The 23,310-nt window shown below is 35.9% G+C and carries 27 protein-coding genes; all 27 read left to right on the top strand.

Annotation, left to right across the window (positions count from 1 at the left end; genetic code table 11):
• The first annotated feature begins 14 nt into the window (after positions 1-14).
• The 27 genes from ypeB to qcrB all read left to right on the top strand — a co-directional run bounded on the left by ypeB (position 15) and on the right by qcrB (position 23,303).
• Positions 15-1,358: a germination protein YpeB gene (gene ypeB, locus VIG73_RS14780; protein ID WP_331643401.1), complete on the top strand. Its 1,344-nt coding sequence runs from the start codon at positions 15-17 to the stop codon at positions 1,356-1,358.
• Between the two features lie 86 nt (positions 1,359-1,444).
• Positions 1,445-2,113 carry a flagellar brake protein gene (locus tag VIG73_RS14775; protein WP_331643399.1) on the top strand — a complete coding sequence of 223 codons (669 nt, stop codon included), beginning with the start codon at positions 1,445-1,447 and terminating at the stop codon, positions 2,111-2,113.
• Positions 2,114-2,191: 78 nt separating this feature from the next.
• Positions 2,192-2,890, top strand: coding sequence for a (d)CMP kinase (gene cmk / locus VIG73_RS14770; RefSeq protein WP_331643397.1), 699 nt, complete (start codon positions 2,192-2,194; stop codon positions 2,888-2,890).
• Complete coding sequence (locus VIG73_RS14765) at positions 2,890-3,468, top strand: lysophospholipid acyltransferase family protein (protein ID WP_331643395.1); 579 nt, start codon at positions 2,890-2,892, stop codon at positions 3,466-3,468. Before cmk ends, VIG73_RS14765 begins: the two co-directional genes overlap by 1 nt.
• A gap of 132 nt (positions 3,469-3,600) precedes the next feature.
• Positions 3,601-4,734, top strand: coding sequence for a 30S ribosomal protein S1 (rpsA, locus tag VIG73_RS14760; RefSeq protein WP_331643393.1), 1,134 nt, complete (start codon positions 3,601-3,603; stop codon positions 4,732-4,734).
• 116 nt (positions 4,735-4,850) lie between these two features.
• Positions 4,851-5,438, top strand: coding sequence for a YphA family membrane protein (locus VIG73_RS14755; RefSeq protein ID WP_331643391.1), 588 nt, complete (start codon positions 4,851-4,853; stop codon positions 5,436-5,438).
• A gap of 102 nt (positions 5,439-5,540) precedes the next feature.
• Positions 5,541-6,851, top strand: coding sequence for a ribosome biogenesis GTPase Der (gene der, locus VIG73_RS14750; protein ID WP_331643389.1), 1,311 nt, complete (start codon positions 5,541-5,543; stop codon positions 6,849-6,851).
• Between the two features lie 12 nt (positions 6,852-6,863).
• Positions 6,864-7,892, top strand: a complete 1,029-nt coding sequence (locus VIG73_RS14745) for an NAD(P)H-dependent glycerol-3-phosphate dehydrogenase (RefSeq protein WP_331643387.1) — start codon at positions 6,864-6,866, stop codon at positions 7,890-7,892.
• Between the two features lie 59 nt (positions 7,893-7,951).
• Positions 7,952-8,206, top strand: coding sequence for a stage VI sporulation protein F (locus VIG73_RS14740; protein ID WP_331643385.1), 255 nt, complete (start codon positions 7,952-7,954; stop codon positions 8,204-8,206).
• 233 nt (positions 8,207-8,439) lie between these two features.
• Complete coding sequence (locus VIG73_RS14735) at positions 8,440-8,637, top strand: DUF2768 domain-containing protein (protein WP_331643383.1); 198 nt, start codon at positions 8,440-8,442, stop codon at positions 8,635-8,637.
• 20 nt (positions 8,638-8,657) lie between these two features.
• A complete protein-coding gene (locus VIG73_RS14730) occupies positions 8,658-9,374 on the top strand; it encodes a hypothetical protein (RefSeq protein WP_331643381.1) in 717 nt (238 codons plus the stop codon).
• A gap of 192 nt (positions 9,375-9,566) precedes the next feature.
• On the top strand, positions 9,567-11,045 hold the full coding sequence (gene spoIVA / locus VIG73_RS14725) for a stage IV sporulation protein A (protein WP_331643378.1): 1,479 nt from the start codon (positions 9,567-9,569) through the stop codon (positions 11,043-11,045).
• A 332-nt stretch (positions 11,046-11,377) separates the two neighbouring features.
• Positions 11,378-11,650 carry an HU family DNA-binding protein gene (locus VIG73_RS14720; protein ID WP_331643376.1) on the top strand — a complete coding sequence of 91 codons (273 nt, stop codon included), beginning with the start codon at positions 11,378-11,380 and terminating at the stop codon, positions 11,648-11,650.
• Between the two features lie 87 nt (positions 11,651-11,737).
• Positions 11,738-11,962 carry a trp RNA-binding attenuation protein MtrB gene (mtrB, locus tag VIG73_RS14715; RefSeq protein WP_331643374.1) on the top strand — a complete coding sequence of 75 codons (225 nt, stop codon included), beginning with the start codon at positions 11,738-11,740 and terminating at the stop codon, positions 11,960-11,962.
• 97 nt (positions 11,963-12,059) lie between these two features.
• Positions 12,060-12,809, top strand: a complete 750-nt coding sequence (locus VIG73_RS14710) for a heptaprenyl diphosphate synthase component 1 (protein WP_331643372.1) — start codon at positions 12,060-12,062, stop codon at positions 12,807-12,809.
• Between the two features lie 28 nt (positions 12,810-12,837).
• Complete coding sequence (gene menG / locus VIG73_RS14705; protein ID WP_331643370.1) at positions 12,838-13,542, top strand: demethylmenaquinone methyltransferase; 705 nt, start codon at positions 12,838-12,840, stop codon at positions 13,540-13,542.
• Positions 13,543-13,576: 34 nt separating this feature from the next.
• Entirely contained in the window at positions 13,577-14,548 is a 972-nt protein-coding gene (hepT, locus tag VIG73_RS14700) for a heptaprenyl diphosphate synthase component II (protein WP_331643368.1), read from the top strand.
• 100 nt (positions 14,549-14,648) lie between these two features.
• Positions 14,649-15,095 carry a nucleoside-diphosphate kinase gene (gene ndk, locus VIG73_RS14695; RefSeq protein ID WP_331643366.1) on the top strand — a complete coding sequence of 149 codons (447 nt, stop codon included), beginning with the start codon at positions 14,649-14,651 and terminating at the stop codon, positions 15,093-15,095.
• Between the two features lie 62 nt (positions 15,096-15,157).
• Entirely contained in the window at positions 15,158-15,928 is a 771-nt protein-coding gene (locus tag VIG73_RS14690; RefSeq protein WP_331643364.1) for a protein-glutamate O-methyltransferase CheR, read from the top strand.
• 83 nt (positions 15,929-16,011) lie between these two features.
• Positions 16,012-17,178, top strand: a complete 1,167-nt coding sequence (aroC, locus tag VIG73_RS14685) for a chorismate synthase (RefSeq protein ID WP_331643362.1) — start codon at positions 16,012-16,014, stop codon at positions 17,176-17,178.
• Positions 17,178-18,260, top strand: coding sequence for a 3-dehydroquinate synthase (aroB, locus tag VIG73_RS14680; RefSeq protein WP_331643360.1), 1,083 nt, complete (start codon positions 17,178-17,180; stop codon positions 18,258-18,260). The genes aroC and aroB overlap by 1 nt, the downstream gene beginning before the upstream one ends.
• A complete protein-coding gene (gene aroA / locus VIG73_RS14675; RefSeq protein WP_331643358.1) occupies positions 18,257-19,546 on the top strand; it encodes a 3-phosphoshikimate 1-carboxyvinyltransferase in 1,290 nt (429 codons plus the stop codon). Before aroB ends, aroA begins: the two co-directional genes overlap by 4 nt.
• 20 nt (positions 19,547-19,566) lie before the next feature.
• Positions 19,567-20,811 (top strand): tetratricopeptide repeat protein, encoded by a 1,245-nt coding sequence (locus tag VIG73_RS14670; protein WP_331643356.1) that lies wholly within the window; start codon positions 19,567-19,569, stop codon positions 20,809-20,811.
• A gap of 36 nt (positions 20,812-20,847) precedes the next feature.
• Entirely contained in the window at positions 20,848-21,414 is a 567-nt protein-coding gene (locus tag VIG73_RS14665) for a ReoY family proteolytic degradation factor (protein ID WP_331643353.1), read from the top strand.
• A gap of 80 nt (positions 21,415-21,494) precedes the next feature.
• Positions 21,495-21,953: a DUF2487 family protein gene (locus VIG73_RS14660; RefSeq protein ID WP_331643351.1), complete on the top strand. Its 459-nt coding sequence runs from the start codon at positions 21,495-21,497 to the stop codon at positions 21,951-21,953.
• 156 nt (positions 21,954-22,109) lie between these two features.
• Positions 22,110-22,622, top strand: a complete 513-nt coding sequence (locus VIG73_RS14655) for a ubiquinol-cytochrome c reductase iron-sulfur subunit (protein WP_331643349.1) — start codon at positions 22,110-22,112, stop codon at positions 22,620-22,622.
• A gap of 6 nt (positions 22,623-22,628) precedes the next feature.
• Positions 22,629-23,303, top strand: coding sequence for a menaquinol-cytochrome c reductase cytochrome b subunit (gene qcrB, locus VIG73_RS14650; RefSeq protein WP_147665587.1), 675 nt, complete (start codon positions 22,629-22,631; stop codon positions 23,301-23,303).
• Positions 23,304-23,310: the final 7 nt, after the last annotated feature.

Genomic DNA, 23,310 nt, shown 5'->3' with positions numbered 1-23,310 from the left:
AAAGGATGACTTACATGATTCGTTCAATACTTCTCATTATATTGTCTTTGGGCGTTATCGGTACTGGTTATTGGGGGTATAAGGAGCATCAAGAGAAGAATGCAGTGTTAATTCATGCGGAAAATACTTATCAACGTTCATTCCATGAACTAGCATATCATATGGATCTTTTACACGATAAAATAGGAACCTCCTTAGCCATGAATTCAAAAACAAGATTGTCACCACAATTGGTTGATATTTGGCGCATTTCATCTGAGGCGTTAGCTAATGTTGGTCAATTACCATTAACATTACTGCCTTTTAATAAAACAGAAGAATTTCTGTCTAATATTGGAGATTTTACGTATCGGACAGCTGTTAGAGATTTAGATAAAGAACCACTTTCAGAAGATGAGATGACTTCACTGAAGAAATTATATAAACAAGCAAGTGAAATAAAAGATGAGTTACGCAATGTTCAATATGCTGTATTAGAAAATGACCTACGCTGGATGGATGTTGAACTTGCTTTAGCAACACATGATGACCCCCTTGATAATACAATTATTGACGGATTTAAAACAGTTGAAAAGAAAGTCGAGGGTTATAGTGAAAGTAGTACTGATTCTCCATTGATGACTGAAACAGGAAAAGGTCAAGACTTAAAACAATTAAGCGGAAAAAAGACATCTGAAAACGAAGCATTAAACTATGGTAAAAAGCTTTTCGATATTAAGGATAAATCAGATATCCAACTAACTAAAAGTGGTGAGGGATCAGATATTCCTATATTTACGCTATCTTATGAACAAGGTGATAAGCGTGGGTATTTAGACATGTCTGTTCACGGCTCCCATCCCATTTCACTATTAGTCGAAAGACCATTAAATAAAAAACAACTCAGTTTAAATGAGGGATATGAACGAGCAAAGAAGTTTCTGACTAACAATGATTTTAAGGATATGACATTACAGCAAAGTACAGAATATGATCAGATTGGGGTTTATACATTTCTTTATCAACAAGATAACGTAAAAGTGTACCCGGATTCAATCGAAGTTAAAGTAGCTCTTGATGATGGCGATATTTTAGGATTAACAGCCAAAAACTATTATATGCACCATAAACAAAGACAGATCGATACCCCAGCATTATCAATGGCAGAAGCAAAGAAAAAAGTAAATCCACAAGTTAAGATTATGGATGATGGCCTTGCTGTCATAAGAAGTGATTTAGGTGATGAAGTTTTAACGTATGAATTTATTGGAACATATGAGGATGACACATATCGGATCTTTATCAATGCGATGGATGGAACAGAAGAAAAAATTGAAAGATTACAAAAGGCGGAGAGAAATTTTTCACATGGAACGTAGGAGGGGTGGAACACACCTTTCCTTTTTTTTGCATTTCTGCAATAATGGATGTATAGGTTTATTAGTATTAATGAGGAGTAATGCTTATGAAAATCGGGACGACACTCACATTAAAAAGCCGTAGTTCTAATGAAAACCATGATATGATCTATAGCTGTAAACTCATTGATGAAACTGAAGAATACTTAATCGTTACACCCCCTGTTGATGAAAAAACAAGGCAAACGAAAGTCTTCATTAATGGAACCGAGCTACTTGTTAGCTTTATTAAAGAAAACCATGCTGTATATCAATTTAAAAGTCAAATCATTAAGAAGACTAACATGCCACATCCTGCTTTAATGATATTAAAGCCTGAGAAAGATTCGTTAAAACGTATCCAAAGGCGACATTTCGTACGAGTTAAAACGACACTCGATCTAGTTGTTAGTAGTCCAGAAAACGGCTTTTCGCCATTTGAAACAGTAACTGTTGATATTAGTGGTGGAGGCTTAATGCTGGTAGTTCCTAAAGGGGTTCAATTGAATATCGGTGATTTATTACATATTTCACTCGTTCTTCCGACCGATGCTGTTGATGGTGAATCTCTAGATTTACTGGGTAAAGTCGTTCGCTTATCACATTCAGCGGACATAAAAAGGGCATCTGTCACATTTATTGATCTTCCTTTTCAAATTGAACAACAACTTATTCGGTATTGTTTTCTCATACAACGTCAAGAGAGAAGAAAAGAACTAGGAAATATCGAAAGATAACAGTTTTTTGTATGATAAAATGGTATAATCAACATATGAAAAAGAGAGAAATTTAAGGCTTGTAGAGAGGAATGACTGATGTTGTTAAATGTACCTACGATTAAAGTTGCAATTGACGGCCCTGCAGCTGCAGGTAAAAGTACTGTAGCTAAAATGGTTGCTAAAGAACTATCATATATTTATGTTGATACAGGAGCGATGTATCGCTCGATAACACTTAAAGCCATTAATGAATCAATCGATTTATCAGATGAAGACAAATTATTAACGCTGCTAAAGGAAACCAATATTGAGTTGAAACAGTCTCACGACGGTCAACATGTTTTTCTTGACGGGGAAGATGTTACGCTTTTAATTCGTTCTAAAGAAGTGACAAAACATGTATCACTCGTTGCGAAATGGCCTAAAATAAGGGAGGAAATGGTTATTCGACAACAAAAATTAGCATCAAAAAAAGGTATAGTCATGGATGGACGGGATATTGGTACCTATGTATTACCTGATGCTGAAGTGAAAATATTTTTAGTTGCTTCGGTTGAAGAACGTGCTAAAAGACGGCATAAGGAAAATCAAGCAAAAGGTATTCCATCTGATCTAGAATCGATTAAAGCTGACATTAAACAACGTGATGATATAGATACGACTCGAGAGGTTTCACCACTTACAAAGGCGGTTGATGCGATAGAGATTGATACGACATCACTTACAATTAATGAAGTTGCCGAACTTATTTTACAAGAAGCACAATCTGCAATAAAGCGTAAAGGGGAATTATGATGAGTTTATATCAATTAGCTAAATTCATTGTTTCCATTATTTTCTACCCATTATTTAGAATTAAAGTAAGAGGGAAAGAAAATATCCCTAAAGAAGGAGCAGTCATCATCTGTTCAAATCATATTTCTAATTTAGATCCACCTGTAGTCGGTATTACATCACCACGTGTCATTCACTTTATGGCCAAAGAAGAGTTATTTAAAAAAACGTTTTTGAATAAGTTACTCACTGGAATAAATGCATTTCCAGTCAGACGTGGTATGGGTGATCGTAATGCTTTACGAAATGGATTAAAGATATTAAAAGAAGGAAAAGTACTCGGGCTCTTTCCTGAAGGTACTCGGAGTCGAACGGGAGAGTTAGGCAAACCCTTAGCAGGTGTTGGCTTTTTCGCTTTACGATCGGATGCTGTTGTCATTCCCTGTGCGATAGAAGGTTCGTATAAGCCTTTTAGACGCACGATTGTGACTTATGGAAAACCGGTCAATATGGCCGAGTTACGTGGGCAAAAAGCAAGTGCCCAGGAGACAGCTGACACAATTATGAAAGAAATAGATAAATTATTGAAGGATTCATAATAATTTGCTTGACAAATATATACAATTGTTAGAAGTTATAAAGAGAAGGTATTTATAAATTTCTAAAAAGTAATAGAAACGGACTCATTTCTTGATGTGTAAATTCGTTTTTGTTCTTAAGGAGGAAAAATCATGAGTGAATTAAACAACGACTTACCAATCTTAAACATAGGAGATACTGTAACAGGCACCGTTGTGAATATTGAGGAGAAACAAGTGCTTGTTGATATTGGCTATAAGACAGAAGGTATTGTCCCAATTAGCGAATTATCTCACTTACATGTAGAGACCCCAAGCGATGTTGTCAGTGATGGCGAAGAATTAACATTAATGGTTACAAAACTAGATGACGATGAAGTTATTCTTTCGAAAAAGGCTGTTGACGCTGATAAAGCATGGCAAGAATTAGAACAAAAGCAGGCAAATGATGAAGTATTTGAAACAGAAGTTAAAGAAATTGTTAAGGGTGGTCTTGTAACAGATGTTGGTGTTCGAGGATTTATTCCAGCATCTTTAGTCGAAACATTTTATGTGGAGGACTTTTCCGATTATAAAGGAAAAACACTTGATGTAAAAATAGTTGATTTAGATCGTTCGACAAATCGCGTTATTTTATCTCATCGTGCTGTCGTCGAAGAGCAAGCTGAAAAAGAAAAAGTAGCGTTTTTACAATCTATTGAGGCAGGGCAAGTTTTAGAAGGGACTGTGAGCCGACTAACAGACTTTGGTGCATTTATTGACTTAGGTGGTGTAGATGGGCTTGTACATATTTCTCAATTAGCTCATGAGCATGTTGAAAAGCCATCTGATGTTGTTACAGAAGGTGAAACAATCAAAGTCGAGGTATTATCAGTAGACCGTGACAATGAACGTATCTCTCTATCACGTAAAAATGTTTTGCCAGGACCGTGGGAAAATATTAGTGACAATGTAAAAGCCGGTGATGTGGTAGAGGGTAAGGTAAAAAGACTCGTTAGTTTTGGAGCTTTTGTTGAAGTATTACCTGGTGTTGAAGGGTTAGTACATATTTCACAGATTGCTAACCGCCATATTGGCACCCCACAAGAGGTTTTAGAAGAGGGACAAACAGTAAAGGTTAAAGTACTTGATGTGAACGAAGACGAAGAAAGAATGTCTCTAAGTATTCGTGAATTAGAAGTTGAAGAAGCTGAAAAAGAATACAAACAATATGAAAAAGAGGAAGAACAATCAAGCTTCCAATTTGGAGAAATAATTGGTGACCAATTAGATAAATATAAAAATTAATTGACACGCCATCCTGATGATAGAAACCTTTCCATTTTACAATGGAAAGGTTTTTGTTTAAAAGATCGGTATATTGTCATACTTATACTACGATTCTTTTTAAGGAGTGGAATTGTATGTCATCGGGTTTGGTGTTTTATTGGTTAAGTTGGATATATTTTGTTTGCGCTTTGTTTTTTATGGAACCTAGTAAGCGACAATGGTTTTTTATGTATTGGATTTTAATCCTTATTAGCACATCAAATATGTTTATTTCGATTGGTATGTTAGATTTTTCAGTTGCTTATTTTATTTTATTTCTTGGGAGTTTAATGTTTTTGCTTCAGGCGAATCATCGATTTTTTTACTTCTTTGTTTCATTTACGATAGCAATTGCCTATGCTAGTTTTTTAGTTTGGGAGCACGAAACCCCATTATTACTTATCTTTCCGAAATATGTTGTTCTTCCGTCATTTATTGTTCTTATAGCTATCTTTTTAACGAAGGAATATATGAAAAGGTGTTTTGTTGCTTTATTAGGTATTTGTGGGGGTGAATTGCTTTATCATATTTCATTATTTGATTATGCGTATTATAATACCATGGGGAACGAAGTGTTTTTAGACTTATGTACAATAATAATCGGAGTCTTGTTCGTTATAGCTTTATACGAATATATTATTGATAGATTATTTATGATGTTCTCACGCATAAAACAACGATAATCAACAAAAGATATAGCATGAGATATGAAAGTTTATTGTTTATTTATAGTTCTTTTGCTAGAATAAATAAAGTCACAAAAAAAGAGAAAGGGTGTTCCTTTCATGCAAAAACCTGTTGTCGCAATTGTAGGAAGACCTAATGTAGGTAAATCAACTATTTTTAATCGCTTAGTTGGTGAACGAATTTCAATTGTTGAAGATAAACCAGGCGTAACAAGGGACCGTATATATGCTGAAGCAGAATGGCTGACAACAGCTTTTCACATTATTGATACAGGTGGAATAGAAATTGGTGATGAACCATTACTTTCCCTTGTTAGACAGCAAGCTGAAATTGCGATTGATGAAGCCGATGTCATTATTTTTATCGTAAATGGTCAAGAAGGAATAACAGCAGCTGACGAAGAAGTTGCTAAATTATTGTATAAATCTAATAAACCAGTTGTTTTAGCTGTAAACAAAGTGGACAATCAAGAACAAAGAGAACAAATCTATGAATATTATTCCCTCGGATTCGGTGAGCCGTATCCAATCTCAGGTGCTCATGGACTAGGATTGGGCGACTTACTTGATGAGGTCGTCAAACATTTCCCTACATTTGAAGATGCACAAGATGATGATGATATCATATCCTTTAGTTTAATTGGTAGACCAAATGTTGGAAAGTCTTCATTAGTTAACGCTATACTGAACGAAGAACGTGTTATCGTGAGTGATATTGAAGGAACAACACGTGATGCAATCGATAGTTATTTTGAAAAAGACGGTCAAGAATATACAATTATCGATACAGCTGGTATGCGTAAACGGGGTAAAGTATATGAGAAAACAGAAAAATACAGTGTCTTACGAGCTTTAAAAGCAATTGATCGTTCAGATGTTGTTTTAGTGCTGATCGATGCAGAGACAGGTATTCGTGAACAAGATAAGCGAATTGCTGGTTATGCGCATGATGCTGGAAGAGGTATTATTATTGTCGTTAATAAATGGGATACCATTGAGTCTAAAGAACAATCAATGCAAAAGTTCGAAGATGAGATACGAATGCATTTTCAGTTTCTAGATTATGCGCCAATAGTGTTCTTATCTGCAAAAACAAAGAAACGGTTACATACTTTACTACCCGTGATTCGTTTAGTGAGTGAAAGTCATGCCAAGCGTGTTCCAACAAATATTTTGAATGAGGTCATCATGGATGCTATCGCAGTCAGCCCACCCGCCACACTAAAGGGAAAAAGATTAAAGGTTTTATATGTTACACAAGTGTCTGTTAAACCACCTTCATTTGTTGTTTTTGTGAATGACCCTGAGCTCATGCATTTTACTTATCAACGATTTCTTGAAAATAAGATTAGAGATACGTTCGGTTTTGTAGGAACACCGATCAATATATTTGCGAGAAGACGTCAATAAGGAGTGGAGAAAATGGCAAAAGTAGCAGTACTAGGTGCGGGTAGTTGGGGAACAGCCTTAAGCATTGTTTTAGCCGATAATAAACATGATGTTCGTCTATGGACACATAATGAAGAACAAGCGATTAAGATGAATGAAACTCATAAAAACGAAAAATATTTAGAAATCATGATTCCTGAAAGCATTATCGCATATACCGATATGAAAGAGGCAGTTCGTGAAGTGGATGCTATCGTTATGGTTGTACCGACAAAAGCAATCCGAGAGGTATGTCAAAAATTGACAGCTGTATTAACAAATAAACCAGTGCTCATTCATGCCTCAAAAGGTATTGAACCTGGAACATTAAAACGTGTTTCAGAAATCATCGATGAAGAAATGCCACAATATGCTTATGAAGATATTGTTGTTTTATCAGGACCGAGTCATGCTGAGGAAGTTGCACAGCGGCAACCAACAACAGTTACAGTTGCATCTTTAACTGAAGAACACGCAAGATTTACTCAGGACTTATTTTTTAATGAATCATTTCGTGTCTATACAAGTGATGATATGATTGGAATTGAATTAGGAGGCGCCCTTAAAAATATTATCGCTCTAGGCGCAGGAATTTCTGACGGTTTAGGTTATGGAGATAATGCAAAAGCCGCGTTAATAACACGTGGTTTAGCTGAAATGACTCGACTAGGTACCGCTTTAGGAGCCCATCCACTATCATTTTTAGGTTTGCCTGGAGTTGGCGATCTGATTGTAACGTGTACGAGCGTCCATAGTCGTAACTGGAAAGCAGGGCATTTGCTAGGAAAAGGCTTGAGTTTAGATGAGGTCTTACAACAAATGGAAATGGTAGTAGAAGGGGTTAGAACGGCAAAAGCGGCTTTTAAATTCGCTCAGGAAGAGAATGTTGACATGCCGATAACAAAAGGAATCTATGACATCTTATTTGAAAATAAGCACCCGAAAGAGATTGTTGGACAACTAATGAATCGAACAAAAAAAGATGAAATGGCTGATATATTTGAAGAGGGTAAAAAGCCATAACACATCCATATCTTCCTTGCATATACTATGTTGAATGTTACATGTAAGGAGGAGCAAGTGTGGATAAAAAAAATCCCTTTGAAAAAATCCGTCAGCGTACAAATTTAAACCCGACTGATATTTATAAAATAGCTGAATCGGTGAAGCATGCTAATTTTTCGGATGAACAGACGGTAAGAAATTTAGTGAAAAGATTGACGAGAATGGCAAATAAATCGCTTCCGAAAGAAACGGAAGACAAAATTGTACACGCCATCACGTCTAATAAGATTCCTGCTGATATGCAGTCGCTAAACAAGTATATAGATAAGTAAAACTGTGGGCTTCTGATGATGCAGTAAGCACTTAATTAGCATACAATACACCGTGTGAGCATTCAATGTTAGAGTTGCTGTGGGTATTATTTAGTCAAACCGAGGTTAAAGTTGACCCCACTTTATCCTCGGATTTTTTGTTGTACTTGATGTGATTAGCGAGCATCAATTATCGATTTATATGTGTTATAATGTAATTTACAAATGTCATTGCTACATGTAGGAGTGAAAATATGTCCGCTGCAGAAATAAAAGAAATCATCTCATTTGTAGGAATTGGTCTACTCATTTTAGCAATTGTCTTTATTCAATTAGGTAGAAATAAATTATCTGGTGTATTTGCTACCATCGTTTCCTTCCTTGCTTATATCTGTCTTATAGTGGGGGCATTAATTGTTTTTTATGTCGTTCTAAGTGGACCTACTCAATAAGGAAAAGGGGGAAACAAAAAATGAAACAAAAAAGCATATTCATCCTTGTCTTAATCACATTTATTTTAACTGGTTGTATGTATCCAAAGGAGGAGCTTGCTCAGAATCAAGTTCCAAATGAAATTCAGTTAGAAATGGTTCAATCAGCAGTCGAAAAGTATAAAGAAGAAACGAACGGACTCGTTCCGATTAAAACAAAAGATAGTGACACACCAATTTTTCAGAAATACTTAATTGATTTTTCGTTATTAAAGGAAAATCAGTTACTAACTGAAATACCATCCACTGCGTATGAAAATGGCGGGGTTTATCAGTATACGATTGTAGATCCAGAAGATAATCCGCAGGTGAAATTAATTGATTTACGAACAACTGAAGCTATTCGAAAAATCAATGTACATCTCGATCATTATCGAAGTAAACATATTTACCCACCATTTGATAAGAAAATTAGTCCGGGTGTCTATACATTGAACTATGAGAAATTAGGACTTGACGCACCACCAAGTGTCATCAGCCCTTTTTCACAAGAGAGTCTACCGATTATCATTGGTTCTGATGGTCAATTATATATAGACTATCGTAAAGATCTACAGGAAGCTTTAAATGAGTATAAGCATAATTATAAAGAAGGTGATGATATTCGATTTCTTTTAGTTGAGCATTCACCGTTTGTACCAGCTTATTCTCTACCATATACTGTTAAGAATAAAGAACCTGTATTTTTAAATGAATAATGGTATAAATGAGCCTTTGTAACAATATATTGTTGCAGGGGCTTTTTTAGTGTTCAAATATCTGATTACCAAGCTATACAAACCTAATATATTCAAGTCATAATTCACATGGACAACATCATAGACTTGTAATATCAATGATTCGTCACGTCATTATGATTATGTGTAGAGTTAGATCAGGAGGGATGTTTGATGAAGAAAGTAGACATTTTTAAAGATATTTCCAAACGCACTGATGGGGATATATATCTCGGAATCGTTGGTGCAGTAAGAACCGGGAAATCGACCTTTATTAAGAAGTTTATGGAGCTTGTGGTACTTCCGAACATTCGTGACGAAAATGAACGTTCACGAGCTCAAGATGAATTACCCCAGAGTGCTCAAGGTAAAACAATTATGACGACCGAGCCAAAATTTATTCCAAACCAAGCAGTTACAGTCAATGTTGAAGATGGACTGGATGTCAACATAAGATTGGTTGATTGTGTTGGCTATGCGGTTGAAGGTGCAAAAGGATTTGAAGACGAAAATGGTCCCCGCATGATTCATACACCATGGTATGAAGATCCGATTCCTTTTCATGATGCAGCTGAAATTGGAACAAGAAAAGTCATTCAAGAACATTCAACAATTGGTGTCATTGTAACTTCTGATGGTACAATTGGAGAAATTCCGCGTTATGAATATGTTGAAGCAGAAGCACGGATAGTTGAAGAATTAAAAGAAGTTGGAAAACCTTTTATAATGGTTATTAATTCAACACAACCAAGCGCTCCGGATACAGAGAATTTACGACAAGAACTAGTAGATTTATATGATATTCCTGTCTTGGCTATTAATGTGGAAACGATGACAGATCATGACGTCTATAATGTGTTACGTGAAGCATTATATGAGTTTCCTGTTTTAGAAGTCAATGTGAATTTACCGAGCTGGGTGATGGTTTTACGTGAGGATCATTGGTTACAACGAAACTATCAAGAATCAATTCAATCGACCGTGAAGAACATTAAACGTCTAAGAGATGTTGATAAGATTATTGGCGACTTTATGGCATTCGAATATATTGATCGTGCCAATATCGCCGGAATGGAGATGGGAGATGGCATTGCCGAAATCGATTTACATGCACCTGATCATTTATATGATGACGTATTAAAGGAAATCGTAGGTGAAGAAATTCGTGGTAAAGACCATCTCCTCCAGTTAATGCAAGACTTTTCTTATGCTAAACGTGAATACGATCAAATCGCAGGTGCCTTACAGATGGTAAAACAAACGGGCTATGGGATTGCTGCTCCAAGTCTAGAAGACATGGAATTAGATGAACCAGAGATCATTAGACAAGGTGCTCGTTACGGTGTTCGTTTGAAAGCTGTTGCACCAAGTATTCATATGATAAAAGTAGAAGTTGAATCCGAATTTTCTCCTATTATAGGTACTGAGAAACAAAGTGAAGAATTGGTACGTTATTTAATGCAAGATTTTGAAGAAGATCCACTTTCGATTTGGGAGTCAGATATATTTGGCAGGTCCCTAAGCTCAATTGTAAGAGAGGGTATCCAAGCCAAAATTGCCCTCATGCCAGAGAATGCTCGCTATAAGTTAAAAGATACGCTCGAGCAAATTATAAATAAAGGCTCGGGTGGATTAATCGCGATTATTTTGTAAACGAACCACCTCAATGTTTATCAAATTTCAGTTTATATCAAGGACTTTTTTCTAGAAAACTAAGAAACATCTAGGTTTGGACTAGATTTTTGCCTCCATAGTATGTCATAATACCTATAAGGAAGAGATAACATGATTTCTGTGAAGGTTTCAATAAAAATGATAGAAATGATAAGTTTTTGTTGAAATTTACACGAGTGTAAGTTATTATATTCCTTGTCACCATTGATTTTAATGGCTTTCGAGTATAAAAGAAAGCAAATTGGTAAACAAATGATGATAGCAATAATTTGTTCCAATGTTACAGGACATATTGGGAGGAGGTGAATATCATGAACAAAACAGAATTAATTAATGCTGTTGCTGAGAAAAGCGAACTTTCAAAAAAGGACGCTGGTAAAGCAGTTGATGCGGTTTTTGAAACTGTCATGGATTCACTTAGTAAAGGTGAAAAAGTACAATTAATTGGCTTTGGTAACTTTGAGGTACGTCAACGATCTGCTCGTAAAGGACGTAATCCACAAACCGGAGAAGAAATTCAAATTCCGGCAAGCAAAGTTCCTGCATTTAAGCCAGGAAAAGCCCTTAAAGAAGCCGTGAAATAATCGAGTACATAGGGCGATAAAGGGGTGCGTGAGATGTGCGCACCCTTTTTATTTATGTAATATAAACATATGATAGGAGGTACAAATATGGAAAGCCCTCATAACAAATCCGACTATTTTGTCATAAAAGCGTTAGAAGATGGTGTTAATGTGATTGGTTTAACACGTGGAACCGAAACTCGTTTCCATCATTCAGAAAAGCTAGATAAAGGTGAAGTGATGATAGCTCAATTTACTGAACATACTTCAGCTATAAAAGTTAGAGGAAAAGCACTCATACAAACGAACCATGGTGAAATAATGACCGACTAAAATAATCTTCTAGAGTTTGTTAGTTATCCCCTAGCGTTAATTATGTTATAATAGCAAAAGCTAAGGTGGAATAGTTGGAAGGGTCAAGGTGATTCTTTTGCATAACATTATGCTAGACTTAGAAAAGATACAGACATTAATAAAAGAGCAAGCTCATTATCAGTATTTAGACAAACACATCCAAGCACCGAATATAGATCAAGGTAAACTATTACTTCTATACACATTGTTAAAGAACCGTGACATTCCAGAGCAACAAAAAGAAAACTATGTAATGACAACGATGCTCGTTCAAATGGCGCTTGATACACATGATCTAGTCAATAATAAAGAGAAAAATCAGGACAGTGAAGGCGTTTCACTCGAACAACAACTTCTCGTATTAGCAGGAGATTATTATAGTAGTTTATATTATTTATTACTATCCAATATCGATGAATACGAATTAATCCAAACACTTGCTATAGCCATTCGCAAAATAAATGAAGCGAAAATAAAAGTATATTATCGTGAATTTGATACATTCGAAGAGTTACTAGAACTCATTAAAACAATAGAAGCGTCTCTATACACACATCTAGCTTTATATATCGACGAACCGGCAATTGTTTCTTATATAGAGGAATGGTTATTAATATATACTTTAAACAATGGTCATGAACATAAAAAGTCGATTATTAACCAGCTTCAATTGGACTTGGATTATGAATTATTCCTATCGTTTATAGAAAATGACATGGAAGAGCATATGATGACATTAAGAAAACAAGCGTCTCAATTACGGCATCATCATGACCTGTTTATTAATCAGTCACAATCATTCTTAGATCAAATAATTAACTCATAATACATCAATATGTGGGAAGGGCTGTCATATGAAACAACAAACTAAAGAAGAACGTGTGCATCATGTCTTTGAAAAGATTTATAAGAAGTATGATACGATGAATTCCATTATTTCTTTTCAAAGGCATAAGTCATGGCGTAATGATGTCATGGACCGTATGAATGTTGAACCAGGTTCAAGTGCATTAGATGTTTGCTGTGGAACGGGTGATTGGAGTGTTGCTTTGGCTGAAGCAACTGAATCGCATGGTGAAGTAATTGGTTTAGATTTTAGTAAAAATATGCTCAGTGTTGCGAAAGAAAAAAAGGCTGAAACGGATCTTGACCATTTAACGTATATTCACGGTAATGCAATGGATTTACCGTTTGCTGATAATTCATTTGACTATGTCACCATTGGTTTTGGCCTAAGAAATGTTCCAGACTATATGACGGTTTTAAAAGAAATGTATCGGGTTGTGAAACCTGGAGGCAAAGTCGTCTGCCTAGAAACATCACAGCCAACTTTGCCAGTATATCGTCAATTATATTATTTTTATTTTCGTTTTATAATGCCATTATTTGGTAAAGTCTTTGCAAAAAGTTATGAAGAATATGCATGGTTACATGAATCAGCAAAAGACTTTCCTAACAAAAAGAAACTAAAGCAAATGTTTCTTGATGCAGGTTTCACAAAAGTTGATGTGAAGAGCTATACTGGTGGAGTAGCAGCAATGCATATGGGATATAAATAATGTGTTGTCTTAAAAATTGCAAAAGGTGAATCGCATGAAATTAGCCAAAACATACAGTTATCTTAGAAAAGAGCTACAAACAATTGAAAAGGCATTAGGTTCAGTCATTCAAGCAGAACACCCAGTATTAAGAAATGCATCCACGCAATTACTTAAAGCGGGAGGTAAACGAATCCGGCCAGTTTTTGTATTGCTTTCCGGAAAACTTGGTAATTTTCAGATGGAAGAAATTAAAACTATCGCCGTTTCTTTAGAATTAATCCATATGGCGACACTTGTGCATGATGATGTTATAGATGATGCTGAGTTGCGACGCGGAAAACCGACAATCAAGCATCAATATGATAACCGTGTGGCCATGTACACAGGCGATTATATGCTGGCTAGAGCACTAGAGAGTATCACGGCAATTAAAGTGCCAGAAATCCATCGCTGCTTATCAAAAGCATTGGTTGATGTGTGTATCGGAGAAGTCGAACAAATTAAATATAAATATAATTGGGAACAGAATTTACGGGTATACTTACGTCGTATTAAACGTAAGACCGCACTATTGATTGCGACGAGTTGTAAACTCGGTGCCATCTCTGCAGGGCTACATCAGTCTGATGTCCGCAAATTAAGTAAATATGGTTATTATATTGGTATGTCATATCAAATTATTGATGACATACTAGACTTTACATCAACTGAAAAACAACTTGGCAAACCAGCAGGAAGTGATTTAAGACAGGGAAATATAACCTTACCTGTTCTGTTTGCAATGAAAGACCCTATATTTTTTCAAGAACTTATCCATATTTTTAATCATCCTAAAGAAATAACAGATGAAAAAATAAATGATTTAATTCAATCGATTAAAGATTTAGGTGCCATAGAAGCGGCTTATCAAATGAGTAATCAATATTTACAAAAAGCATTAGATATGATTAAGGACATACCTGATTCTACTCCTAAACAAACATTAGAGAATATTGCTCATTTTATCGGGAAACGACGTTTTTAAATCGTTTCTACCAATACATAGATTTGAACATCAGTTGTTAATTGAATTGAAATTTGATAAAATCTTAACGGTTGATGAAATAACAAATGAGGTGTAAAACATGGAAAAAACATTTTTAATGGTCAAACCAGACGGGGTTCAACGCAATTTAATCGGAGAGATTGTTGCTCGTTTTGAGCAAAAAGGGTTCCAATTAGTTGGAGCTAAATTGATGCAGATTTCTGATGAATTAGCACAACAACATTACGGAGAACATAAAGAACGCCCGTTTTTTGGAGAGCTTGTTGACTTTATCACATCCGGACCAGTATTTGCGATGGTTTGGGAAGGTGAAGATGTCATCAAAACAGCTCGTACAATGATGGGAGCAACGAATCCAGCTGAAGCTCTTCCAGGTACAATCCGTGGGGATTTCGGTGTAACGATTGGTAAAAATGTTATTCATGGTTCCGATTCTCCTGACAGTGCTGAACGCGAGATTAATCTATTCTTTAAAGAAGAAGAATTGGTATCTTATAAAAAGCAAGACCAAACATGGATTTACTAAGCAAAAGCCTCCGACATACGGGGGCTTTTTCAACAATTATGAATTACAAATGGAGACAACATATGGCAGATTATCAAACATTCATATTACAGATTAATAAAAAGCTTGGGATTGATTTATCGTTATATAAAGAGGCTCAGATGAGACGGAGATTAACATCATTAAGGAATAAACGCGGATTTCAAGATTTTTCTTCATATTTCCGAGCACTTGATAAAGATCCACAACTCATGAATGAATTTACCGACAGGATTACGATTAATGTTTCTGAATTTTTTCGAAATCCGAAACGTTGGGATGTCCTTAGAGAAACAGTCATTCCATCACTATTAGAAACTAAAAATCACCTAAATATATGGAGTGCAGCATGTTCAACTGGTGAGGAACCATACAGTCTTCTCATGATGCTGGAAGAGTATTTTCCACATGTTCAATTCAATATAACGGCTACAGATATTGATGAAAATATTTTACAAAAGGCTCAAAATGGGGTATATAAAGAACAAGCATTAAAAGAAGTTCCTGACAATATAAAACGTAAATATTTTACCTTCGAAAATAATTTATATAAGATAACAGAACATATTAAACAACAGGTAACATTTAAAAGGCATAACTTATTAAAGGACTCATATCCATCGGGAATTGATTTAATCATATGTAGAAATGTTTTAATTTATTTTACTGATGAAGCTAAAGAAGATATTTATTTACGTATCGGAAATGCTTTAACGACCAATGGTATTTTATTCGTGGGGAGTACGGAGCAAATCTTCCATCCTGAACGCTTTAATCTTCGCTTGTTCGATACATTCTTTTATCAAAAGATCTAAGAAATATAACTCTTATCTTCCCTTAGATAAGAGTATTTTTGTATAATATACATAGCTTTAAACATGTAAAGGAGGCAGGATCGTTGCGTTATTTAACAGCAGGTGAATCACATGGTAAACAAATGACAACAATTATAGAAGGTGTGCCTGCAGGTATGCCGCTTTTAGCACAAGATATTAATGCGTCATTACATCGCCGGCAAAAAGGTTATGGGCGTGGTAAACGTATGGAAATAGAGACTGATGATGTTAATATTATGAGTGGGGTAAGACATGGTTATACGTTAGGATCACCAATAACACTTGTCGTTACGAATGATGATTATAAACATTGGACAGACATTATGGGAGAAGAACCGATTGATCCAAATCGATATATTAGGCGAATTGTTACGAAACCGAGACCTGGTCATGCCGATCTAAATGGCGCTTTAAAATATGGCCATCGGGATATGCGTAATGTACTGGAACGATCATCCGCTCGTGAAACAGCGGCCCGTGTTGCCGCAGGTGCTGTTGCTAAAACATTATTAAATCATTTAGGTATTAAAGTAGTAGGTTATGTTAAAGAAATAGCAGGTGTTGTTGCTAAAGATCTTCCTTCATTATCAATCGAAGAACGAATTGATATTTCCAACCAATCACCCGTACGTACTTTAGATAAACAAGTGGAACAGAAAATGATGGATAAAATTGACCAAGCTAAACAAGATGGTGATTCAATCGGTGGTGTTGCCGAAGTGATTGTAGAAGGTGTGCCTGCAGGTATTGGTTCATACGTTCATTATGACCGGAAGTTAGATGGGCGAATTGCGGGTAGTGTGATGAGTATTAATGCATTTAAAGGCGTTGAATTTGGTATTGGCTTTTCAGCAGCACGTAAAAATGGAAGTGAAGTCCATGATGAAATTATGTGGTCCGAGAAAAGAGGATATTATCGTAAATCAAATCGATTAGGTGGTTTTGAAGGTGGTATGACAACTGGGATGCCACTAATCGTCAAAGGTGTGATGAAGCCGATACCGACACTTTACAAACCACTCCAAAGTGTCGATATTGAGACAAAAAAACCGTTCCATGCTAGTATCGAACGTTCTGATGCTTGTGCTGTTCCTGCAGCAGCGGTTGTGATGGAACATGTTGTCGCTTTTGAGATAGCTAAAGCGATTACGGAGCAGTTTTCGAGTGACCAATTTTCAGTGTTAAAGCGTGAAATAGACCGCTTTCGTGAAACAAGCAGGTGCTTTTAATGAAACAGATGATGATTAAATCTGCTTCAACATCTTATCCTATCTATCTAGGAAAAGATTTGTTAATTAACTTAGATCAATATATCGATCCAACTTATTCATCCATTTTAGTTATAACAGATCAGACGGTGGCAACCTATTATTTAGACAAGGTAATCAAAGCCTTGAAGCAATTTCCTGTTAATCAAGTCGTTATTGAACCTGGAGAACAATCTAAATCAATTGAAAGCTTTTATGATATTCACACGAGGGCTATCTCATTTGGAATGGATCGACATTCATTAATTATCGCATTAGGTGGTGGTGTTGTCGGTGATTTGGCTGGTTTTATCGCCGCGACATTTATGCGTGGCATTGATTTTATTCAAGTGCCGACAACGATATTAGCACATGACAGTAGTGTCGGCGGAAAAGTTGCAATTAACCATCATCTAGGTAAAAATTTAATTGGCCATTTTTATGCGCCAAAAGCAGTCATTTATGATGTGTCAACGCTTCATACTTTAAATACCCGAGAAATACGATCAGGTTATGCCGAAATCATTAAAGAAGCATTAATTTGGGATGAGGCTTTTTTTAACGACCTTCTCTTAACAAATATTTATCAAACCGATGACCAAACTCGTGTCAATCACCTATATCATGGCATGCGAATTAAAGCAAATGTCGTTCAAAAAGATGAGAAGGAACAAGATATACGGCGCTACTTAAATCTTGGCCATACATTAGCACATGCACTTGAACAGCAATTAGGATATGGGCAACTAACACATGGTGAGGCGGTTGCGATTGGCTTGCTCTTTGCATTATATGTCAGTGAAGACGTGTATCAAAACAAGCACGCCTATCAACCTTTACTAGGCTGGTTAAAGAAACACGATTATCCATTAACGATTCCAGAAACTAACGTAAACGAACTTATTAAGCGAATGAAAACTGATAAAAAGGTTGTTAACCGTCATATTCAGATGGTTCTATTAAAATCAATTGGACAACCTGTCATTAAGTCATTTACTGATCGGGAAGTAAGAGACTTTGTAACGTTGTTTTTGGCGGATTTGGAGAAAGGAATTTACACATGAAACCAATAAAACTTGATTTTAATGCCCATGCTTTAAGAGGGAGTCTAGATGTCCCAGGGGATAAATCGATAACTCATCGAGCGATTATGCTTGGTTCATTAGCTAATGGTACAACAACTGTTTCCAACTTCCTTCCTTCTGAAGATTGTCTATGCACATTGGAAATTTTTCAGCAATTAGGTGTTCCTATTGAACGAGATGGAGAGATGGTTACCATTGAAGGAAAAGGTGCTTCTGGGCTAGAAGAACCTTTGAAACCACTTTATTTCGGCAATTCAGGAACAACCGCCCGACTAATGCTTGGATTATTAGCAGGATTACCACTTTTTACAACGGTTTATGGTGACCAATCATTGAGTAAGCGTCCGATGGATCGGGTGATTCAACCATTACAACAAATGGGAGCATCCATTTATGGAAGAGATCATCATAAACGGCTACCTTTAGCCATAATAGGTAAACCATTATCTGGAATGACACACAAAATGCCGATAAAGAGTGCTCAAGTTAAATCAGCTATGTTATTAGCAGGATTACATGCCGATGGACAAACAACCGTTATTGAACAAACGCCAACACGAAATCATACAGAATTGATGTTACGGAGTTTTGGCATATCTTTAGAAACAGAAAATAATCACATAACAATAAAGGGTAAACAACAGCTCAAAGCAACAAAAGTCAATGTTCCGGGCGATTTTTCATCAGCTGCTTTCTTCCTTGCTGGGGCACTTCTTTTGCAAGGTAGTCAATTAGTCATTAAAAACATTGGTCTTAATCCAACACGAACCGGTATGTTAGATGTACTTGAACAAATGGGTGCTTGTATTCATGTAACTGAAAAAAATGAAACAGGTGGAGAACCCGTTGGTGACCTTGTAATCGAATCTGGTACCTTGCAAGGTACAACGATAGGCGGAAATTTAATTCCACGGCTTATTGATGAATTACCAATCATCAGTTTATTAGCAACCCAAGCAGAAGGAAAAACAATTATTAAAGATGCTAAAGAACTACGTGTCAAAGAAACGGATCGGATAAAAGCCGTTGTTGATGTATTGACGACTCTAGGAGCAACAATCGAAGAAACAAATGACGGAATGATTATTTATGGAAAAAAGGCTTTAACAGGTGGATATGTTTCAGCATATGGAGATCATCGAATGGCGATGATGATTGTTATTGCCTCTCTCATAACTAAACAACCGGTACATATCGATAACTTATCATGCATTAATATCTCTTATCCTAATTTTATCCATGATTTAAAGCAAATTGTCATATAATATAAGAAAGGAAGCTATATATGGATACGATTAAAGAAGCAAGCCAATTAATGGAAATGAATCTAGCAAACGAAGCCATTATATTAATCCAAGAAGCACTTGATAAAGCGACAGATCATGAAAAAAAAACATATGCTGCTTTTTTTATGGAATGGGGATTTTTAGATGAGGCGCGTTCTATTTTAGAACCATTAAATGACATGTCTCATGATAGTCATGTCATCTTAATGCTTGCGGAGATATATACCGAGCAACAAGAAGATGCTATGGCAATTGAATTACTTTTATTAATTGATTCAGAGGACGATGCTTATCTTCCTGCATTAGTTCAATTAGCCGATTTATATGAACAAGAAGGATTATTTGAAGTTGCCGAGCAAAAATTGTTAGAAGCCAAACGAATTGCTCCCCAAGAAGAGGTGATTGATTTTGCACTTGGCGAACTGTATTATTCCGTCGGTGAATATAACCGGGCCATATTGTATTATGAAAAGATGACAACAGATATGTTAGATGTGTCCATTTCCGAACGATTGGCGCATTGTTTTACAGCGATAGGAAAGTACGAAGTTGCCTTTAATTATTTTAAATCAATTAAAGAGCCTAATTTTTTTACTCTATTTTCATATGGATTGACGGCATTTCAGTTAGAACGTGATGATGTTACAATCCATGTCTTAGAAAAATTATTGAAACAAGATCCTTACTATCATTCAGCTTATCCACTACTTGCAGAAGCATACGAGAGACAGGGGTTAATCAATGAAGCATATAACACAGTGAAACAAGGTCTTGAATATGATGAATTTAATAAGGAATTATATTATTATTTAGGTATCCTTTCGCAAAAATTAAATCGTATTGCTGAAAGTGAAGCTATGTTTCAAGAAGCAATAGCACTTGATCCAGACTATAAAGAAGCCATTTTATCGCTTATTGCACTATGGAAAGATGTGGGAAGAACGGAATCGATTATTGGATTGATAGAAGATGTCAAAAAAACCGGTTCTGTTGATGCACTCTATGAATGGGAATTAGGAAGAGCATATTTAGAAATAGATGAAAGAAAACAAGCATTAAATGCATATAAACAAGCATATACTAATTTACAGGATGACCCAGATTTTCTAAAGGAATATGGTACGCTTCTTAATGAAGAAGGCATGCAACAAGAAGCTTTAAATACATTTAGAGCGTATTTAAACATTATCTCAGATGATTATGATGTAGCAGCATTTGTCGAACGCATAGAAGAGAGGGATTAACAGAAGGATGTTCCAATATGGTGAGGAGATCGATAAATGAACACACCTGTATCGTTAAAAGATAAGAAGGATTTCATTACTTGGGTACTAAATCATTTACATTTTAAAAAACGTGAGAGCGTATGGATTCTGCATTACTTGTTAGGACATGAAACGATTTTAGAAAACATTCATTTTGTAAATGAAGCCAAATTCTGTCCGAGAGGTTTGATAATGTCAACAATATGTTCCGGTGATGTTCCTTTTCGTTACTATAAGAGCCATATAGTGACAACCGATTCTGACAAGACATTTCATGATATACGCATGAACCAAGATCAACCCCTTTATATCGAAATAAATTTTAAACATGCACATAAAAACGCACGGTATGTTAGTGTATTGGAAGAAAATCCATACTTACCGGAAGATTATTTCCTTTCCGAAGAAGATATACAACATGCACATCAATTACTTGATATATCGGTTTATCTCTTTCAAAAAAAACGATTAAAATCAAAAATTGATGTTGCTTTAGACCAAGGGGATAAGAAGGAATTTTTAAGGCTATCCCGGGCATTAAAACAACTTGAAGAAAACAAAAATCAACCACCCTCTTGTTAATGGTTGATTTTTTTTTGTAAGAAAAGATATGATAGCATATATATCCACATTTATGTAAATAATATAAAGGGGAGACAGTCATGAAGTGGCAACAAGATGATTTATCTAAATATGTAACAGCAAAAGAGTATATTGATACCATTTTACTGCCTTTACATCCGTTTCAATTATCAAACGAAGATGAATTAGTGAAGCACGCCTATCAAAGTGATGTATTAACGATATTCATTGACGAATTGGAGCGGGAATTATCAGGTCGAACAATGAAGATACCACCGTATACATATCTAGATACAGAAGATAAACAAAATGAACTTCCTAGAATCAACACATGGATTAAAGATATTCAAACACAACCATTCCAACATATTTTCTTCATCACATTTGATATGAAATGGAAGAAATACGAAAGAAGCTTGCAAGGTCAATTAATTTGGTTACCTGTTATTCAAGTGGACAATATTCAAGATGCTGAATTAAAACATTGGATGCGAGAAAATGTGTTACAAGTCAGTGAATTAATTCGTTCTTACTGGTGAAAACAGGAATAATTTTGCCAACTATGAACAAGTTTTAACTTTTATTAGATATTGATTGACCAGGCTGTTACTTTGCGCTATCATGGTAATGTCCTAGTAATCTGATTTTAAAACATATTATGTCCGTGCACATCAAAGTAAAGAGGGGGGAAAATCATGAGTGATAAAAAGAAGCAAGTAACCCGAAGACAATTTTTAAACTATACGTTAACAGGTGTTGGCGGGTTCATGGCAGCAGGAATGTTGATTTCACCTTTACGCATGGCGATTGACCCTGTTCTACAACCATCTGGTACTGGTGATTTTGCGAATGTAGGCTTGTCCGTAGATGATATTACAGCAGAACCACAACCTGTTGAGTGGGATGTAGAACAAGTTGACGCTTGGTATAAATCCGACGTTACTCGAAAAGCATTTGTATTTAAAAATGAACAGGATGAGATTGTAGCTCTTTCCCCAAAATGTACTCATCTAGGTTGTATGGTTTCGTGGGAAGGAAATGAAAGTCATCCAAATCAATTTTATTGTCCATGTCATGACGGACGCTTTACAAAAGATGGTACTAACGTTGAAGGTACACCACCTTTAGAGCCGTTACATGTATATGACCATAAAGTTGAAAATGGCATGCTGTTTTTAGGAAAAGCATATCCAAGAGGGGAGGCGTAATCATCTATGTTACAAAAAATGTATGATTGGATTGATGAGCGGATAGATATTACGCCAATTTGGCGAGATATCGCGGATCACGAAGTTCCAGAACATGTTAACCCAGCACATCACTTTTCAGCATTTGTTTACTGTTTTGGAGGATTAACGTTCTTCGTTGTCGTGATTCAGATTTTATCGGGCATGTTTTTAACAATGTATTATGTGCCGGATATTGAAAACGCTTGGAAGTCCGTGTATTATTTACAAACACAGGTAGCACATGGTCAAATTGTTCGTGGTATGCACCATTGGGGCGCCAGTGTCGTTATTGTTATGCTCTTATTACATACACTACGAGTGTTCTTCCAGGGAGCATATAAGAAACCACGTGAACTAAACTGGATGGTAGGAGTTCTATTATTCTTTGTCATGCTTGGTTTAGGATTCACAGGATACTTATTACCATGGGATAACAAAGCATACTTTGCTACAGAAGTTGGTTTAAACATTGCTGGGCAAGTACCTTTAATCGGGGATTGGCTAATCACCCTTCTCGGTGGACATCCTGAAATTATTGGTGCGCAAACATTAACTCGATTCTTTGCAATCCATGTATTCTTCTTGCCGGGAGCATTATTCGCTTTATTAGCCGTACACTTTATTTTAATTCGTAGACAAGGTATTTCTGGACCACTATGATGAGGAG

Origin of the sequence: Cerasibacillus sp. (genome assembly GCF_036516575.1) — a bacterium.
Taxonomy (GTDB): domain Bacteria; phylum Bacillota; class Bacilli; order Bacillales; family Amphibacillaceae; genus Cerasibacillus.
Note: the sequence above shows the minus strand (reverse complement) of the source record. Positions and strands in the feature narration are given on the sequence as shown.